At 62.7% G+C, this 18,384-nt stretch carries 17 protein-coding genes; 2 read left to right on the top strand and 15 right to left on the bottom strand.

Annotated features, from left to right (window positions below):
* From Q8O80_RS08125 to Q8O80_RS08180, 12 genes are all read right to left on the bottom strand, one after another.
* On the bottom strand, window positions 1-761 hold a 761-nt coding region (locus tag Q8O80_RS08125), incomplete at its 3' end, for a transketolase family protein (protein ID WP_305578782.1).
* 11 nt (window positions 762-772) lie between these two features.
* Entirely contained in the window at window positions 773-1,624 is an 852-nt protein-coding gene (locus Q8O80_RS08130; protein ID WP_305578784.1) for a transketolase, read from the bottom strand.
* Window positions 1,625-2,024: 400 nt separating this feature from the next.
* Complete coding sequence (locus tag Q8O80_RS08135; protein WP_305578786.1) at window positions 2,025-3,095, bottom strand: saccharopine dehydrogenase family protein; 1,071 nt, start codon at window positions 3,093-3,095, stop codon at window positions 2,025-2,027.
* A 12-nt stretch (window positions 3,096-3,107) separates the two neighbouring features.
* The gene (locus Q8O80_RS08140; RefSeq protein WP_305578788.1) at window positions 3,108-3,875 is read right to left on the bottom strand and encodes an amino acid ABC transporter ATP-binding protein; all 768 of its coding nucleotides are present in this window, start codon (window positions 3,873-3,875) and stop codon (window positions 3,108-3,110) included.
* A gap of 32 nt (window positions 3,876-3,907) precedes the next feature.
* On the bottom strand, window positions 3,908-4,573 hold the full coding sequence (locus tag Q8O80_RS08145) for an amino acid ABC transporter permease (protein WP_305578790.1): 666 nt from the start codon (window positions 4,571-4,573) through the stop codon (window positions 3,908-3,910).
* A gap of 54 nt (window positions 4,574-4,627) precedes the next feature.
* Complete coding sequence (locus Q8O80_RS08150; RefSeq protein ID WP_305578791.1) at window positions 4,628-5,458, bottom strand: transporter substrate-binding domain-containing protein; 831 nt, start codon at window positions 5,456-5,458, stop codon at window positions 4,628-4,630.
* 147 nt (window positions 5,459-5,605) lie between these two features.
* Window positions 5,606-6,505 (bottom strand): 4-hydroxy-tetrahydrodipicolinate synthase, encoded by a 900-nt coding sequence (dapA, locus tag Q8O80_RS08155; protein WP_305578792.1) that lies wholly within the window; start codon window positions 6,503-6,505, stop codon window positions 5,606-5,608.
* A gap of 22 nt (window positions 6,506-6,527) precedes the next feature.
* A complete protein-coding gene (locus tag Q8O80_RS08160) occupies window positions 6,528-7,262 on the bottom strand; it encodes a 4-hydroxy-tetrahydrodipicolinate reductase (RefSeq protein WP_305578793.1) in 735 nt (244 codons plus the stop codon).
* Window positions 7,263-7,274: 12 nt separating this feature from the next.
* Complete coding sequence (locus Q8O80_RS08165; RefSeq protein WP_305578795.1) at window positions 7,275-8,672, bottom strand: aldehyde dehydrogenase family protein; 1,398 nt, start codon at window positions 8,670-8,672, stop codon at window positions 7,275-7,277.
* A gap of 5 nt (window positions 8,673-8,677) precedes the next feature.
* Window positions 8,678-9,994 (bottom strand): FAD-dependent oxidoreductase, encoded by a 1,317-nt coding sequence (locus Q8O80_RS08170; RefSeq protein WP_305578797.1) that lies wholly within the window; start codon window positions 9,992-9,994, stop codon window positions 8,678-8,680.
* Complete coding sequence (locus tag Q8O80_RS08175; protein ID WP_305578799.1) at window positions 9,991-10,248, bottom strand: 2Fe-2S iron-sulfur cluster-binding protein; 258 nt, start codon at window positions 10,246-10,248, stop codon at window positions 9,991-9,993. Before Q8O80_RS08175 ends, Q8O80_RS08170 begins: the two co-directional genes overlap by 4 nt.
* Window positions 10,245-11,393 (bottom strand): FAD-binding oxidoreductase, encoded by a 1,149-nt coding sequence (locus Q8O80_RS08180; RefSeq protein WP_305578801.1) that lies wholly within the window; start codon window positions 11,391-11,393, stop codon window positions 10,245-10,247. Before Q8O80_RS08180 ends, Q8O80_RS08175 begins: the two co-directional genes overlap by 4 nt.
* A gap of 211 nt (window positions 11,394-11,604) precedes the next feature.
* Here Q8O80_RS08180 and Q8O80_RS08185 point away from each other — a divergent pair, with 211 nt between their 5' ends.
* On the top strand, window positions 11,605-12,504 hold the full coding sequence (locus tag Q8O80_RS08185) for a LysR family transcriptional regulator (protein WP_305578803.1): 900 nt from the start codon (window positions 11,605-11,607) through the stop codon (window positions 12,502-12,504).
* 794 nt (window positions 12,505-13,298) lie between these two features.
* Here Q8O80_RS08185 and Q8O80_RS08190 read toward each other — a convergent pair.
* Both Q8O80_RS08190 and Q8O80_RS08195 read right to left on the bottom strand, forming a co-directional pair.
* Window positions 13,299-14,762 (bottom strand): DUF6035 family protein, encoded by a 1,464-nt coding sequence (locus Q8O80_RS08190; protein ID WP_305578805.1) that lies wholly within the window; start codon window positions 14,760-14,762, stop codon window positions 13,299-13,301.
* Window positions 14,763-14,805: 43 nt separating this feature from the next.
* Window positions 14,806-16,044, bottom strand: coding sequence for an AAA family ATPase (locus tag Q8O80_RS08195; protein WP_305578808.1), 1,239 nt, complete (start codon window positions 16,042-16,044; stop codon window positions 14,806-14,808).
* 663 nt (window positions 16,045-16,707) lie between these two features.
* Between Q8O80_RS08195 and Q8O80_RS08200 the strand changes: the two genes are divergently transcribed.
* On the top strand, window positions 16,708-17,661 hold the full coding sequence (locus tag Q8O80_RS08200; protein WP_305578810.1) for an IS481 family transposase: 954 nt from the start codon (window positions 16,708-16,710) through the stop codon (window positions 17,659-17,661).
* Between the two features lie 150 nt (window positions 17,662-17,811).
* Here Q8O80_RS08200 and Q8O80_RS08205 read toward each other — a convergent pair.
* The coding region (locus Q8O80_RS08205; RefSeq protein WP_305578812.1) for a tyrosine-type recombinase/integrase at window positions 17,812-18,384 on the bottom strand (573 nt) is incomplete at its 5' end.

The following is an 18,384-nucleotide window of genomic DNA, read 5'->3' on the forward strand; positions in this document are numbered from 1 at the left end:
GTGGGTGAATGGAGCACCGCCACCTGCACACCGTCACTTGCCAATTTCTCGGCGGCATCCAGCGCCCGCATGGTCATGATGCCTGAGGATATGATCAGAACGTCGTCGCCCTCGCGAATGAGCTGGGCCTTGCCGATTTCGAACTGGTAGTCTGGCTTGTAGCGCGTCAGGACGACCGGCACCTTGCCGCGCAACAATCTTGAATACACAGGGCCAGGATGATCTGCCATTGCCCGCACTGACTGGCGAACATCAACCGCGTCGCAAGGATCGATGAGCGTCATATTGGGCAGCCCACGGAATATGGCGAGATCTTCAGTTGCCTGATGGCTCGGGCCATAGCCGGTCGTGAGCCCCGGCAGCGCGCAGCAGAGCTTGACCGGCAGGTTCTCTTCCGCGATCGCCATGGCGATGAAGTCATAAGCGCGGCGCGAAGCAAAAACGGCGTAAGTGGTGGCAAAAGGCAGGAACCCTTCACGCGCCAGCCCAGCTGCCGCCGACACCATCACCTGCTCGGCCATCCCCATCTGGTAGAAGCGGTCGGGCATGGCCTGCGAGAAGATGTGCAGGTCTGTATATTTCGCCAAGTCGGCCGACAACCCCACGATTTCTGCTCGCTCTAAGGCAAGCTCGACCAGGGCATGGCCGAATGGCGCTGCTTCGGTGTCATAACCCTCGGCGGCCAGCGAAGCGATCATTGCGGAAGTCGCTACGCGCTCGCCGGCAGGCTGAGCAAATCGCTGCTCATACTTGCGGGCCATCGAGGCGGTTGTCATTGCGGTTTTCCTTCGTCAAGGACGGTCAAGGCTCTGGCCCACTCGCCTGACTCGACACGAACGAAATGGGTAATCTCGCGCTCTTCGAGGAAGGGGACGCCTTTGCACATGCGGGTGTCGAAAATGATCGTCCGCGGTTGGTTGCCAGGGTGCTTACGTGCTGCATCAAGGGCAGCGACGACAGCATGGAGGTCGTTGCCATCAACGCGCTGGCAATGCCAACCGAAGGCCTGCCATTTCTCGGGAAGCGGCTCGGCACTAAGCATATCCGTCGACCGACCGTCGGCCTGCTGGTTGTTGAAATCGACCAGACAAATCAGATTGTCGAGCTTGTGGTGAGACGCAGCCATCGCAGCTTCCCAGGTCGAGCCCTCACCGAGTTCGCCATCCGACATCAGATTATAGACGAATGAACCCGAATTCTTGCGCTTAAGCCCCATGGCCATGCCAACGGCGATGCCGAGCCCGTGGCCCAGTGAACCACCGGTGATTTCCATCCCGGGAGTGTAGGACGCCATGCCAGACATGGGCATGCGACTGTCGTCCATGCCGTAAGTACCAAGCTCTTCTTCCGGAAGGACGCCAGCTTCGATCAGCACTGAATAAAGCGCGATGGCATAGTGGCCAATGGAAAGAAGGAAGCGGTCCCGTCCCTCCCATTCCGGATCGCTCGGCCTATATTCCAGGGCATGGAAATAAGAAGCGGCCAAGACGTCTGCGATGCCCAGCGCCTGTCCTATATAGCCCTGACCTTGCACCTCTCCCATGAGGAGTGCATTGCGCCGGATATTCCAAGCCCGACGTTCAAGACTGATGTTGGAACGCGATGATGCAGTTTCAGTGCTCATGCCTCCTCCCAAAGGTTTAGCTCATTGGGGGAAGCGTAGCGCATGCGCCACCGAACCGGTCATTCGAAAATTTAACACGAACGTTAGAAAAACTAACGAAGTCCTCGGTGGTTGGATCTGCTCCAGGTTTTCGGGACGTCTGCTTTTCGGGGATCTCCTCGCTCAGTGCAACGGCGGGAATGGGGTCGGTTGCTGCCAGTCGGCATCGCGCCCCATTGCGGGCATTGAAGGCAGCATCGTCAACGCCGGAAAGCGGACGTTGTGGAGCCACTGAACGCTGACCTCAACTTCGGTGGTCGCAGCGATTGCGGCGCCGATGTTGCCCCTCGCACACCGAAGTGCCAGTGGCCCCGTGGCCGGCGATTTCGCCGCTCTGGCGGAAGGTACGGTCAGGTGGCCCTTAGTTCAGGAGAGGCGCCATAAAACGGTTCTGGCCAATGAGCGCCAGGCTCACCGCTTCATGGCGAGCCACACCGCCAGCCTCAATCTTGCCTGCTTCGATCAGGTCGATCATGGTGCACAGATGCGCGGCCGAGGTGTGACTGAGGGCGGAGACCGGGAAAGGGCTGCGCATCGGCTCGTGGTAGATCTTTCGGACGAAGGAGCGTTCCGCTGGAACGCCCTGGTGAAAGCCGCGGACACTGATGAAGATGACCACGACATCCTGAACCACATCGGGCACCCCGAAACGCAGGACGGTGCGCAGCATGTCGCGTCGCCGCTTAAGGCCAAGATCCTCGAAGAGAAAGCGCGCCAGCGTCAGGTGGCCGGGATAGCGGATGGTGCGGAAGCTGAGGTTGCGGACCTTGTGCTGCAGCGCCGCGCAGAGGCTGCCCATACCACCGGCCGTGCTGAAGGCCTCGTAGGGACGACCATTTAGCACAAAGCTCTCATAGTCCTGCAGCGGTCCGGTGCTGACCAGCTGGCCTTCGACTATCCCCTCGCAGAGGCCGGTATATTCGGCGATGAGGCCATCGACATCCCAAGACAGGCCATAACCGAAGCCGTTGGAGGGATGCACCGGCAGACCGCCGACGCGCACCACCATGTCGATGGGGCCTTCGAGTGCATCGACCAGCTCGACCGCCAGGTTGGCGACGAGGCCCGGCGACAGGCCGCAGCCGGGCAGGATGACCTTGCCGTGGCCGGCTGTGGCGGCGAGTTCGCTGACCGGGGCGGTGTCCTCGGCGGTATCGACGTAGTGGACGCCGGCCTCGATGGCCGCGGTGGCGATGGCAGCGGCGAGGCGCGTGGGCGCGGCATTGACCACGATGTCGAAGCCGGCCAGCGCCTCGACGCAATCCTTGCGGCGCGACGCATCGAGGTGACGGGTGCGGAAGCCGCGCCGGGCGGCCTGGTCCAGGGCTTCCTGCGTCACATCGGCGACTTCGGCGTCATGGCCGCCGGAACTGGCCAGCAGGCCCGCCACCGCCAGGCCGATGCGGCCGCCGCCAATGATCAGGACCTTCATGACACGCTCCGATCAGGCATTGAAGCGACTGAGAAATGCCCGCAACCGTTCGCTGGCCGGATTGCGGATGACATTGTCGGCCGTACCCACCTCGGCGATGACGCCGCCATCAATGAAGGCAACGCGGTCGGCTACGTCGGCGGCGAAGGCCATTTCATGGGTGACGATGGCCATGGTCATGCCGTCTTGCGCCAGGAGGCGGATAACCTGCAGCACCTCGCCCACCAGTTCCGGATCAAGGGCGCTGGTGACCTCGTCGAGCAGCAGCACGTCGGGGCGCATGGCAAGGGCCCGGGCGATGGCAACGCGCTGCTTCTGGCCGCCAGACAGGTGGTTGGGATAGGCATCGCGCTTGTCCAAAAGGCCGACCTTGCCGAGCAGTTCCATAGCGCGTGCCTCAACCTCGGCGCGCGGCTCCTTGAGCACGGCGATGGGGCCCTCGCAGATATTCTGCATCACGGTCTTGTGGGGGAACAGGTTGAAGTGCTGGAACACCATGCCGACATGGCGACGAAGTTCACCACAGCCGATATTGCCGCCGCGCGACTGGAAGCGGTTTTCGACGCGACGGCCATTGTAGGCAATTTCGCCAGCGGTAGGGACTTCGAGCAGGTTGAGGCAACGGATGAGCGTGGACTTGCCCGAGCCTGAGGGGCCGATGATGGCCAAGACCTCGCCGCGATGCAGGTCAAGATCGACACCCTTGAACACCTGGAGCTTGTTGTAGCTTTTCTGAAGGCCCCTGACGGTCAGGATGGGCTCAGCATCGGTTGATTGCATGGTCGCTTCCCCTGAAATTGCTGACACGTCCATCAGTCACTCACCCGCATGCGATGTTCGACATAGTCGGCGGCCTGGGTCATCGGGAACAGCACGACGAAATACAGCAGGGCGACGATGGTGAAGGCTTCCAGCGGGCGGTAGGTCTGCCCGTTGACGACGGCGGCCATATAGGCCAGCTCGCCCACCGAAATGACCGAGATCAGCGAGGTGTTCTTGAACTGGATGACCGACTGGTTGATGAAGGATGGAAGGACGCGCTTGAAAGCCTGCGGGATGACGATGCGCCACATGACCTGCCGGTCGGACATGGCAATGGCCTTGGCGGCTTCGGTCTGCCCCCTGTCTATGGACAGGATGCCACCGCGAAAAATCTCGGAATAGAAGGAGCCAGCATAGAGCGACAGCGTCAGCATGGCAGCGACATAGTTCTCGATGGTGACGCCGATCAGCAGCGGCAGCGCGTAGTAGATCCACATCAGTTGCACCAGCAGCGGCGTGCAGCGGAACACTTCCTGATAGGCGCGCGACAGCCCGCTGACGATTTTGAACGGGGACAAGCGGCCAAAGCAGATGACCATGCCGATCACGACGCCGACCAGGATCGAGCCGAGCGTATAGGCAAAGGTCAACCATAGGCCCCAGGCGAACAGGTCCCAATATTGCAGGACGGAGTTGAAGTCCCATTTATACGGCATGGTGCATCCCCTGAAGAAGTCGGCCGGGGCGGGTGCCGCCCCGGCATGGACGGACTAGCCGCCGAGGTCGAAATTCTCGGGCAGGTCGTCGAGCCCGATCTCGAACGGCGCCAGGCCATTGACGATCCAGGTCTGGTTGTTGCCGACACGGCGATTGTAGTCGGCCCAGGCCGAGATGAAGGATTTGAACTGCTCGTCGGCATTGTAGTTGATGCCGATAACCGAGGGCGACGACAGCACTGGTTCGGGCACATAGACCTGGCCCAGGGCGGCGTTGCGCTTGATCATGACCACCGAGTTCAGGACCGTGTTGACGATGGCATCGGCCTTGCCGCTAGCGACGGCCAGGATGGCCTCGTCACGGGTCTTGAAGCGCAGCACATTGGCCTTGGGAAGGTATTGCTGGGTGATCAGGTCCTGCGACGAGCCCAGGTCCACCGCCACGGTGATCGACGGATCGTTCAGAGAAGCCCAGGTGGCCGATGCGAGTTCGGGCTTGGGCGAGACGATGACGAAGCTGTTGTAGTAGGTGGGTGCGGAAAAAGAGATCGACAGGGCACGCGACGGGAGAGCCGTCAGCGCCAGCGCGATATCGGCCTTGCCGGATTGCACGTCGAGAATGGAATTGGCCCAGGTACTTTCGACCACTTCAAGCTCGACGCCCAGAGTGGTGGCGATATCGCTGGCCATGTCGATGACGAAGCCGCGCCATTCGCCGGTGCGCGGGTCCTTGTTGAAATAGGGGTCCTCGTTGAGGATGGCTGGCACGCGGAGCACGCCGCGCTCCTTGATCTGGTCGATGGTGCTCTGCTGGGCGACGGCCGGTGTGACCGCGAGCCCCATGGCCACGCTGGCCGCGGCGAGTAACATAGTCAGTAGTCTCATCATAGTCTCCCTCTGAAAACTGAACGACGGTGTCTGGGAACGGTCATGGCTGACCAACCTTCCGGTATTCAGATTGCAGGTGCGCCCGGGCTGCATCAATGCAAACGGACAGTCCGCACTTGTGGCATTTCTTGGAAGAGTCGGCGGTCACTTCTTTGCTCCGGCGAACCGATCCAGAGCGGCAACAAGGGTCGTGCGGCTGGATGGGGCGAGCGGGGCAAGCGGCGCGCGCACGCTGCCAGACATCTGTTGGCGCAGCGCCAGTGCTTCCTTGACGGGCACCGGATTGCCTTCGATGAACAACGCCTTGGAAATCGCGAATATCCGATCATGCAGCGCCAGGGCGGTCGCGTGGTCGCCGCGATGCCAGGCGCTCACCAGCGCCACCATCTCCTCGGGTGCATAGTTGGAGACCACGCTGGTGACACCCAGTGCGCCAACCGACATGAAGGGCAAGGCCAGCGTGTCATCGCCCGAGTGGAGGATAAAATCGGGTCCGCAGGCGGCGCGTAACTCGCTGATGCGCTCGGCGCGGCCGCCGGCCTCCTTGATGCCGAAGATGTTGCTGTGCCGCTGGGCCAGAGTGGCGGCCGTTTCCGGCGCGATCTCCACACCGCAACGCCCCGGCACGCTGTAGAGCATGATGGGCAGGCCCGTGGCGTCGGCTATGGCATCGTAATGGCGCTCCAGACCGGCCTGGCTGGGACGGTTGTAATACGGCGTAACCACAAGGCATCCGTCGGCCCCCGCGGCCTCGCAGGCGCGGGCGGCTTCAACGGCATGAGACGTGTTGTTTGAGCCCGCACCGGCAAGCACAAAAGCCTTGCCCTGCGCCAGCTTGACGGTCCGCGCGATGAGGGCGGCAGCCTCGTCGGGCGACAGGGTGGCAGCTTCTCCGGTAGTGCCCACCGGCACAAGGCCCTTGATCCCGGCGGCGATCTGCAACTCCACCAGACGGTCGTACGCCGGATAGTCGATCCCGTTCTCGTCGAAGGGGGTCACCAGGGCGGTGAAGACGCCGGTAAATGCCGTGCTCAGCTCGTTCATGTCTTGGCCTTTGTCGTGGAGATCAGATGTCGAAGGCGTCATAGCGACCGGGGCCGGCGCCCGACTCGACCAGTTGAATGGCGGCCGCCAGAGCGCCGCGGGCATAGGCGGCGATGGTTTGCACCGAAAAGGTGAAGCGCACGTCGGAATCGCCCAGATCGAAACGCACCGCGTTAATGCCGACAGTGTCACCCGACCGGTGAACATGGATGGCCGGTTCTGGAGGACTGGCCCCCGCGGCAACGGCCTGTGCTTGGCGCACAGTGCGCGCCAGCAGCAGCGAGGTGCCCGAAGGCGCACGCTTCTTGCGGCGGTGGTAGGTTTCCTCGATGGTGACCAGGGCGCCCGGATGGGCAGTGGCGAACTGCCGTGCCGTGCGGGCGAGCGCGGTGAAGCCCAGTGCGAAATTGGCGCCCATCAGGATGGGACGGTAGCGTGCAGCCGCGTCGATCTGTGCCAGCTCATCGCTGGAAAAGCCGGTGGTACCAATGACGATTGGCACCGGACGCTGCCCGGCCATGCGCTGCAGATAAAGGCTGCCGGCGGGTGACGAAAAATCGATGATGGCATCGCAATGGGCATTGATGGCGGCTTCGGCCGGCCGGTATTCGACAACGGTGTTGCCGACCTGACGGCCGATCCAGGGTGAACCGGGTGAGACGTGAGCCGCCGCCAGCTCAAGGCCTGGATCGGTGAGAATGGCTTCGACTAGGCGGGTACCGACCCGGCCGGATGCTCCAAATACCGCGATGCGCATTTCAAACCCTCCCTAGTCGATGACAACCTTGGTTTCGCTCATCTCGCGTAGGGCGATGCGTACCCCTTCGCGGCCCAAGCCGCTGCCCTTGATGCCGCCGAAGGGGACATGCTCGGCGCGGAAATCGGGACCCTCATTGATCATCACACCGCCGACGCGCAGTTGGCGCGAGAAGCGCTTGAGAACGGCGTGATCGTTGCTGAAGACGCCGGCCTGCAGGCCATAGGCGCCGGCGTTGAATTCGGCGATTGCCGCGCCGGCATCATCGAAGCGGCGGACCGAAATGACCGGGCCGAAGGTTTCCTGTGCGAAGAGATCGCAATCCGGCGGGACATCCGCCAGCACAGTTGGGGCCAGCATGGTCCCCTTCCCTGTGCCACCGACAAGCAGGCGGGCGCCCTGGTCCACGGCCGAACCGATGCGGGCCCGAACCTGGGTGGCGGATGGCGCGTCGATGACCGGGCCCATCTGGTTGGCGGGATCGAGGGGGTCGCCGTGGCGGACGGCGCGAGCGGATTCGACCAGGGCTTCGAGCGCCTCGTCGTGGATATCGGCATGGAGATAGAGTTTCTTGACGGCGGCACAGCTCTGGCCGGCGATTTCGTAGCGCTGGGCGATGGCGGTGCGTACGGCCGCCTGCAGGTCGGCGTCGGGCATGACGAAGAGCGGGTCATTGCCGCCCAGTTCCATGAGGCAGCGGACGAGGCCGGCGGCGTTCTTGAGGGCGAGGCCCGCGGCGGTGCCCCCTGTGAAGCTCAACAGATCGATGGGGGCGCGGGCCAGGGCCAGCGCCTCGGCGGCGCCGCCATGCACCACCTGGAACAGCCCAGCGGGAAAACCAGCCTCGACAGCCAGCTCGACCAGACGCTGTGCAGCAAGCGGCGCCTTGGGCGATGGTTTGGCCACCAACCCATTGCCGGCGGCAATGGCTGGGCCGAGCTTGTGGCACAGCAGATTGAGCGGATAGTTGAAGGGCGTGATGGCGCCGACGACGCCGGCCGGCTCATAGGTAATGACAGCCTGGCGATTGGCGCCGCCAGCCACGATGCCGCAATGCAGCACTTCGCCATCGAGGAAAGTGGCTGCGTCGCCCGAAAGGCGCAATGTGTTCTGCGCGCGCCTCACCTCGTTGCGCGCTTCAGCAATGGTCTTGCCCACTTCGGCGCAGATGAGCTGAGCCATCGGTTCTGCCTCGCTGGCAATCGCGGAGGCGAGGGCGTTGAGCAGGTCGCGGCGCTCGGCCGGCGTCGAAAAGGCGAATTCGGCCTGCGCGGTACGGGCCTGGAAAACGGCGTCGACGATGGCGGCGGGCGAGGTCGCTGAAACCAGCCCCACCAAGCGGCCATCATAGGGCGAGGTGACTTCGATGCGGTCGGAACCGGATTTGACGAGCTGGGACAATGTGGACACGGCGCTCACTCTGACGGACTGGAGGGGGGAAGCGTGACGAAAGCGGAAATGGGGACCGGCTTGACCGGCCAGCGGCTGCCAACGATCTCGGAGGGCTGAGGGGGGGTGCCGTTGCGCTGGCTGGCCACAAACGAGGCCACCCATTCTGCGCAGAAACGACCTTGGCAGGAGCCCATGCCAAAGCGGCCATTGAGCTTTATTTCGCGCGCCGAGACCGGATCGTCGGCACTGAGCATGGACCGAAGTTGACCAAGGGTGCGGCCCTCGCAGCGGCAAATAACGGTTTCGTCGGGGAGCTGGGCGGGATCGCGACCCGAATAGTCGAACAGGGTGTTGAGAGCAGCCTGCGCTTGGCGCTCACGCGCCATAATGGCAGCAGGCCCTTTGTTGGCGGGCGCGGTCTGCCCGAGATGGGCAAGGACAGCTTGTGCGCCGAGGCGGCCATCGGCAAGGGCGGCAGTACCGCCCAGCACCTCCCGGCAATCGCCGGCGCGGACGATGAAAGGACCGTGTTGGCCAGTCGTCGTGCCGTTGCTATTGGGCAGGAGGCCATCATGCAGGGCCACGCGGTCGACAAGCAACCGCCGTTCCCGGCCAGCACGATCCCGCACCGTGACCGAGAGGCGCCCGTCCTTGGGCGCGATGGCGGTGACGCAGACGCCGCGTTGCGGGAGGGTGCCGGAGCGCACCAGGGTCAGCAGGTAGCCAGCGGCCTCTCGGAGATAAGCAGGTGCCCTCAGCAGGCTGGCGACGACACGCAGCGAAACCAGCCTGGGGCTGCGCTCCAGCACGGCCACCGGGGCATTGCCGAGAGAGGCCATCTGCGCGGCAAGTGCCACCAGAAGCGGGCCGGAGCCTGCGATCAGCACGTCTCCATCCGGGGCCCGGCCGGTCGATTTCATCATGACCTGCAAACCGCCGACGGTAACCACACCGGGCAATTGCCAACCCGGCACAGGCGCGACCCGTTCAATCGCGCCCATGGCCAAGACCAGCGCCGCGGGGCGCCGGGTGACGAGGCGGCCATGGATACGATCCTCAAGCAGCACGGCCCCAGTGGCCTCAATGCCGGCGAACATGTGACGGCAGAGTACTTTCACCGTGCTGCCGGCCAGCGCGTCTGACAGGGCCTGCCACCGTCGTTTGTGCGACTGTGGCACGTGTACGGACTGCGTCGGATCGTCTGGCTGCCGGTGGATGGCGCCGCCGAGGCGGGGACCTTGCTCGCAAAGCGTCACGTCAATGCCGGCCCGGGCCAGTTCCAGCGCGGCCGAGACACCGGCGGGGCCGCCGCCGATGACGAGGACTTCGGGACCGCTCATGATGACACCGGCGCGATGCGCTCGACCTGCAGACCGCTGCGGGCGGGCGTGAGGCAGGCTTCCATACGCGCACCATCTACCGAAACCAGACAGGCCTGGCAGGCGCCGATGCCGCAGAAATAGCGCCCGGCGCAATCGCCCTGCCCGGTGCCGAGCATGCGGATGCCGGCGCGATCAAGCGCCGCGGCAATGGTCTCCCTGCCGGTACAGGGGACGCTCACACCGTCGAAGAGGAAGGTCTGGCTGTCGCTCATGCGGCAGTCGCCAGGGTTAGGCCAAAGCGGGCGGAGTCGAGGGCGGAGATATCCTGCGCCGGTGGCTCGCCGCAGATCATCTGCTGGCACAGGCGCCCCATCATGGGGCCGAGGCAGATGCCGTCACCTTCAAAGCCCGTGGCGATCCAGAGATTGTCGGCGCCGCTGACGCGACCGACAATGGGCATGCCGTCGCGGGTGGCGGCGCGCAGGCCGGCGAAGACGCGGATGACGCGTAATTGCGCCAGCGAGGGAGACAGCGCCACCGCATCGCGCAACAGGGCCGCAACGACATCGGCATCGGCCGATTCCCGGTCATCGCGGTCTTCGCGCGAACCGCCGATGAGGAATTGCCCGGTGCGGAGCGGGTCGATGACCAGGCCCAACGAGCGGGATGGGGCGACAGCGCCGGCCGGCTGGCTGCCCTTGCTGACAAGGTATCGGCAGGACATCAGCGGGCCGGGAAAATGAGGGGTGTCGGCGCCGGCGCGGTCGGTGACGATCAACTGCCCCTTGCGCGGGCGGATGAGGCCGGCATCGGCGAGGAAGTGCGTCGAACCAATACCGGTGGCCAGCAGCACCGCATCGGCGGGCTCGGTGCCGTGCTCGGTCACCAGGCCGGTGATGCGGCCATTGGTGGACTCAAATCCCGAGACGCGGCAATTGCGCCTGATGGCAAAGCCGCCGAGCTGGCGCAGCCGTTCGGCCACGCGGTAGCCGACGGCATGGCCCTCGCCCTGGACTTCCGCCGCAGCGATGGCCGATGGGGCGGCAGCGCCAATGACCTGGGTGAGGGCTGCGCCCTTGAGCATGCGGATCGCCACGTCAGCCGCTTCCAGTTCGCCTGCATGGCGTTCGAGCACGGCCAGTTCTTCCTGGTCGGAGGCGACGACAAAGGTCGAGCGCGGCAGGTATTCGTCGACGAGAACGCCAGTTGCGATGAGATGCTCGTAGAATTTGACGGCCGCAACAGCCAGGGTCATCAGTGGGCCGGGCTTCTTGCTGGCCACCGAGACAGCCCCGTCCGCCGAACCCGTGGCCCCCGAGGCAACGACACCGGTATCATAGACGGTCACCTGCCAGCCGGCCCGCGACAGGAAATGGGCCGCTGACATGCCGACAATACCGGCGCCGACAACGGCCACGGACCCTGGCGATCTGGAAGATTTGCTTGCTGGATGGGGCATGTCACGAACACGGGGTGAAACTGGTCCGGACACAATGGGACGCCCCTGCCGAAAGCGTCGATACAAATGAAACGGGGATGAAGCGCAGCATATTTGTAGACCTTTCGGTCCGCCGGCGCTTGCCCGCCTGCCCGCTGCCTCTATGATCAGAGCCAGGAGCCTCGAGCCCATGGCAGAAATCAATCTCACGCTGATCCAGACCTTTTACCTCGTGGCCAGGCATGGATCCTATTCCGCGGCGTCGCGCGAACTGAATCTGAGCTACCAGTCCGCCGCCAACCATGTGCGCCGGCTGGAACAGGTCATGAATGAGCGGCTCGTGGAGTCCGACCAGGGTGCCAAGAAGATCCGGCTGACGCCGCGCGGCGTCGCGCTCTACAATCTGTTGCATCCAGAGCTGGAAATCATGCTGGAGCGGTTGGCGCTGGTTGTGACCAGTCAGCGCCCGGTTCTGCGTATCGGCCTGCCGCAGGCCATTTTCTACTACCTGATGCCGGCCGTGCTGGCCGCCTTCCATTCCAGGTTTCCCAGCGTCGAAGTGATCGCCTATGAGCGCGACACGTCGCTGGCCGAACTGGTCAAGAACGGAAGCCTCGACGTCTGCATCAACGAACGATTCTTTGGCGACCCTGTCGTGCCGCAGAGCCTGCTGGGGACCTATCATCTGAACCTGGTCTATCCCCGCAGCTGGGGGCCACCGCCGCGACCGGCCGATATTCCCGAATGGTCGCGCGGGAGGCCGCTGGTGACCTATGAGCCAGGGCAGACTCTGCGCAACATGGCCATGGATTTCCTGGCAAAGGGCGGCGGGCAGACCGAGGCATCGACATCGGCTTCGGGCAGTTCCAGCGTCAAGAAGTGCGTGGAGAGCGGGCTGGGATTCGCCATCATCCCCGCCTGGTGCGTGGAGCCGGGAGATGCCGATCTGGCGCAGGTCAAGATCGACGTGCTGCCGCCGGTAAAGGTCTATTTCGGGCAGGCCTTGTTCATGGCCAAAAACGTCTATGTGCAGGCACTGCACGAACAGTGCCGCCTCAGCTTGGTCGGATCAGCGCTCGAGGCGTCGTAGGGGACGAATACTCGCCGAAAGGAGCGTATGGGCAATGGGGTAGAGCGACGATCAGGATCGTTAAGCGGGATCAACAGCGGCCCGCGTCCATGTCAGGGCCGCTGTTGATGAATCAATGTCCAGACATCGATGAATCGGGCGGCTCGCCGATTGGGCCGAAGATGTCCGGTTGTTCCTCACCTTCGACGATAAGATAGCCAGCCAGTCCGTCAGGTGGAGGCCCCCTTGAGCCATTTCCTTAGACCCAACGGCCTGAACGTCCGCAATTGGCATCATGCATGCCAAAACCGGACAGGCCGCTGCCGGCCCCATTTTAGACAAAGGCCAACTCCATTTTTGCGTCGCCAAGGTCGTCTGCCTCGCCCTTCCTCATAATGCCGCTTGGTTTGATCTGGTCCGCTAGTGCTGAACCAGAAAGGTGATGTGGCGTTGCTTGCGCTGTCGCGCACATTTTGAGAATGGGGCCCGGAGGCAGACTTGACCCCGGATTTGTCCGTTTGCGCCTTCGGCGCTTGCCCCAGCTTCGATGGAAGCTGGGGTGGGGAAGTGTGGGCGGACCTCTCCGGCGTCAACCTCTGGCTCGGACCTTCTTTCTTTTGATGAGTGGCTGCCGGAACGGCATTGCTGAAGGGATCTCCGATCCCTTCCGTCCTTGAGAAGGCCGGCTTACCGGCCGCATCGGGACGGTTACCCCGAACCCTCTTCGGGTGAGCGGAGTAACAGAAACGATCTGCTTCTGGCTCTCGGATGAGCCAGAAGCAGAACACTTGCTGTATGCGGTCAGGGCAGAAAGGCTAAGGCAGGCGCTGATGCGACGCCATGCCATTGGGGGCCTTGGCCAGAAGCCAGAAGGACAGCCAGGGGTGCAGGGCCGAGATCATGTGGCGGTGGTAGGCGTGGAACGGGTGCAGCTTGCCGGGCGAGGCCTTGAGCCTTGTCATCTTGGTACGCAGTTCGGAACTGAGCGTGGCAGAAACCGCCGGCACAGCATCGGCAACATGCTCGATCAGCGAGGTCCAGTGCTTGCCGGTGCGGGAAGCAACGAGCGCCGCAGCACAGGCCGCCACGACCTCTCCAGCCACTGCCCGCTCCTGTCCGGTGGCATTGTTCAGGCGCTCGACCGCCTGCAGCCAGCGCAGCACACGCGGCAACTCATCCTGAATGGACTGCCGCAGATCGCGTCCCCCCACCAACTTGGCCAAGGCGCTCCATTCTGCCGCCACAAGGTTGAAGTCAGCCCCTGAAGCGACGGTACTGGCGATCTTCTCCGTCAGGCCGGGCGCTTTGGCCTGGAGCTGGTCCGCGAGTGCTGCGGCATAGGCCCGCTGCCCTTCGGCATGGCGCTGCCCCTCCGGCATCAGGATGACTTCGGGATTGACCATGCGGCTGCGCCAGCGATTGTATATGGAAAATGGGTGCTGGACGCATGGCTCAAGCGAGAGCTCGCGCAGGTGCAGAACGCTGCTTTCTTCCGAGCGCCCGCAGCTTGCCGCATCGACTGCAAAGATACGGCCACCCGACGCAAGATAGAGATCGCGGAACGCCTGATTGTTCAGCAGCGACAGTTCATGCGCGCTTGTGACCCAGACCAGGGCGATTCCAGCTGCGCGGTAGGCGGCAGTGCGGTTATTGATGGTCTTGAGCGTCAGGCGAGCAAGCTGCAGCTCAAAAGCGATCGGCTGACCCTTGTAAGAGGTGAAAACATCCGGCCTGCGGCGCCCGTCACCGATGCGGATAAAGTGCTTGTCGACAAGCGGTTCGGAGAAGTCTGAATCGCACCTGATGCTGTCGGCAAGACAGATCTTGAGCCGCCGATGGGGCTCACCTTCTTGATTTCCATTGAACTGCCCTGCCCCCGTCGAGCGCAAATTTTCGGGCGTGTGCCAGGTGCAGCCATCCGGCGTGCGGTACGCATGTTTGAAGAAGGCGCCACGACCGTCACCCGTTGAGCTCGACGGGCTCGATGAGATCTGAACCGGACTGTTGCACTGGCCACAGCGAAACAGGATCACGCCCGTCGCACGCTTGCTTATCATCTGGCGCCTCACGGCACTCAGGTCGACGGCCGTAAGACCGTCCAGCACTGCATCGACCGGCATCAACACCGGCTCGGCGCCACGCGCATCAATGACTTTTTTGATGGCACGACGGGTCTTGCGGTTACCAACGACAGCCCGGTGAGAACCGCTCCGATGCGGACCGGGAGGTCCGTTGGCGTCGGTCGCGGGGAGTTTGGTGGTGATATTGGAGGTGGTCATAGGGGAAGCTTTCGGTTTTTTTGATTTTTTCAAGAAATGGGGTTCAGTGCAGAAGCGGACGGCGCAGCGTTGCTTCTGCGGCGTCGAGCGCCTTGCTGAGCTTGCGCAGGCTCTTGATCTGGCCCCTGGCACAGGCGCGGATCAGTTCACCGACGAGCTCGGGTTCGAGGTGACGCCGGCGAACCTCCGCCTCAGCCATGGCCGCAAGGTCCTCTGGCGTGAGCGGCGGGATCTGGATGACCTTGCAGCGGTCGCGGACGGTTTTGGGCACCTTGTCGATGTCGTTGGCGAGCAGCAGCCAGTTCAAAAACTGCAGATCGAGATCGACCTGCAGGAAGTGCTCGCGCACCCTGCCGGCGGTCTGCGGCTCAAGGAACGGCAACAAGGCTTCGGCCGGCTTGTCCCGGGCGCCCAAGCTCATGTCGGCCAGCTTGTCAATCTCGTCAAAGACCACCAGAGGGTTACCAACCTCATGCTGGATCAGTCCCTGCACGATCGCGCTGGGCCTGGACGAGCGGAACACGGCGTCGCCACCCATCAAGTCCACGGTGGTCATCATCGTCGAGCCATCGAGGTAAATCATAGGCAGCCCGGTGGCTTCGGCCAGCAGGTGCACGAGGGTGGTTTTGCCCATGCCGGGGCCCGACACGATGATCGTGGGTCGAAAATGGAAGTAGTTGGCGCCGCGCCAGAGGCTCAGATGCGCACTTTCGCGCATGGCCTGCAGGACCGGTGCGAAGATGGGCGCGCGGGCATAAACCGCACTGGTGACTTCGTCGACGGCGTGCTCGTTTGCCGGACCGATCAACTTGACCGGCGTGTCAATCTCCTGTGTGAGCCGAAGCCGTTCCTTTTTCTCTGCATCCCGCCCAGCATCGTCCTTGAAGCCGTCCTTGGTCAGCGGGTTGGCGAGGCGCATGTAGGTGACGGGGCCAGTGGACAGGAACACCGTTGCGGGCTTGCCCATCTGGAGCATGCTTAGCGCGTCATCCTGGCGATCCACATCTTCCCTGGTGAGACCATCGGGGTGGAACCACGTCCTCGGGTTGACTTCATCGTCTTCGCCCAGATGGTCGAGCGCTGGAAGATCCAGGTCTTCCTGCTCGTAATCTTCCGGCCTGTTTCCAAGGTCGAGCGGGTCGAAGTCATCTGCGCCACGAGGGTGCGGCTTGAACAGGGACAGTTCGTTCGGTGCGCCCTCGGAGCCTTCACCCGCAGCGTCATCGGCCTTAGCGTCAGACTTGGAGGGCGGCTTTTTTGGGTTTTTGGTAATTTTCGTCATGTTGACCATCATCAGGACGAGCAAGGTCGTGGCGTTCAAAGACGCGGGAGCCGGGCTCGATTGAGAAACTGGGCACGCAGCCGTGCTGCCTCAGGCATTTAGCCTGAGATCAATCAGCAAAGATGCGCAGGGGGGTGGAGCGGCTAAGCGCGCGCCGATACCAGCCAGGCGCTGTGCATCGCACGGGCGCCAAGCCATCCAGTCGACCTATGGTCGCAATGATCGGGAAGAGAAGGGTTGCTGCGAATCTTGTCGCAGACATAAAAGTGGTCAGCCATCTGGCCTCTCCTGATACAAACAGGTTGGTGGTCACCTGGTCAGGCCGTCAGGGTTGTTGACGCAACGCTGGCGGCCGCCTTCTTGGTGGCCATGAGTCCGGGTGGACTCGGTGCCAGCGTGACAGCTCTTCGACTGATGTCACGCCAATTTCAAGGCTATGGTTAACGAATGACGCTCGTCGGCAAACGACGTCCGAGCATGAGGATACGCGCCAAAAATATTGGTTTGTTGGAAGCCCAGAACAACGCACTTTTTACGCCTTCTCTCTGAGGCGATTAAACTTTGGCGGAAGTGCTAGCTAGCTGTGAGCTTTCGATAGGTTGTCCATCCGATCCTTTGCGAGGAGACTGAGGTTGCGAAGCTTCAGCGTCCAGGGAGGACCGGATGAACATCCATAAGAATGCGCGTTTGACGCCGCTTGGTCGAGAGCATCTGGTGCGGGCGGTGCTGGGTGGGCAGGCGCCGCAGGCGGCCGCCCAAGCCGCAGGCGTCTGCTCGCGGACGGTACACAAATGGGTGGCGCGATACAAAGCCGAGGGGGCTTGCGGCCTGGCTGATCGGTCGTCACGTCCGCACCAGCTGTACCGTCCAACGCCCGATGCAATCCGCGTGCAGGTGGGGGAATTGCGCCGGCAGCGCTGGACCGGCAAGCGGATCGCGCTGCATCTGGGTTTGTCTGCAGCCACGGTGAGCCGCATCCTTCAGCGTATGGGGCTCAATCGTATTCGTGATCTGGAGCCGGCTGAGCCGCCCCGGCGCTATGAATATGACAAGCCGGGCGGATTGATCCACATCGACATCAAGAAACTGGGCCGGTTCGAGCGTGTGGGGCATCGCATCACCGGCAAGCTATCCGGCAATGCCAGCTCGCGCGGTAGTGGCTGGGAATACGTGCATGTGTGCATCGATGATGCCTCGCGCATCGCCTTCTCCCAGATTTACCCAGACCAGACCAAGGACAGTGCGGTCGCCTTCCTCAACGCCGCCATCGGCTATTATCAAGGCTTGGGAATCACGGTCACCAGGGTGATGACCGACAACGGCTCCTGTTACAGGTCGGGCGACTTCCGTGATGCCTGCATCGCACAGGATCTCAAACACCAGCGCACCAGGCCCTATACGCCCCGCACCAACGGCAAAGCAGAGCGCTTCATCCAGACAGCCTTGCGTGAATGGGCCTACGCCATCGCCTATCCAACGTCAGATGAACGGGCCCAGCACTTGCCCCGGTGGCTCCATGCCTACAACTGGCATCGACCCCATGGTAGCCTCAAACACAAAACACCAATCAGCCGCCTCGCGCTTGCCGAGAACAACCTATTGAGGCTCCACAGCTAGCTAGCTAGCGCAAACGCGGAACAGCTAGCTAGCCAGCTTGTCAGTTGGGAACAGCAAGCTAGCTAGCAGGCATTGCAGAATTTGATCGGCCACGCCCAGCCGCAATCGTCTCAAAACGGCATCAGGACCTGGCGGACCTGCAGAATGAACCTAGCAGATTATAGCCTTGGTGGTTTTGCGCCGAGCGGGGATTATCTTGCGCTCAGAGGAAGCGTTCAGAGCTGCCGTCGTGAGATCAGGAAGCCGGCACATAGCTTCGAGCATAACTTCGAGCTCTGTGGGATCCTTATAAATCCGATCGGTTGTGCCGACGTTCTCATGACCAACGATATCTTGGATCGTCTTGTCCTGGAGATCCCGAAAGCGCCCCAGCTCCGTGCAGATGTAATGCCGGAAGCTGTGAAAGGTCTTATTCTTGTCGTTCTGCACCCTTGCTGCGCCCAGGGCATTGGCGACCGCAATGTTGAAGCCATAGTGGGTCCGGTCACCCCAGGAGGTTTTCGTACCCGCATTGGGACGGAGATCCGGGAATAGGTCATTGCCCTTGAGCTTTCTCTGCTTGGAAACGTAACGAATAAATCCAAGTTCGATGAGGACGGGGTGGATGGGAACTTTACGCTCTGATGCCACGGTTTTCAGGCCGCGGCTGTCGTTCTCGCGGAAAACAAAATGCGGTACGGGGTGGTCAACGATGACCTCAGCGAGTGAAAGCGCGGCAATTTC

This window comes from Devosia sp. (genome assembly GCF_030689745.1).
In the GTDB taxonomy this organism is placed as follows: Bacteria; Pseudomonadota; Alphaproteobacteria; order Rhizobiales; family Devosiaceae; genus Devosia; species Devosia alba.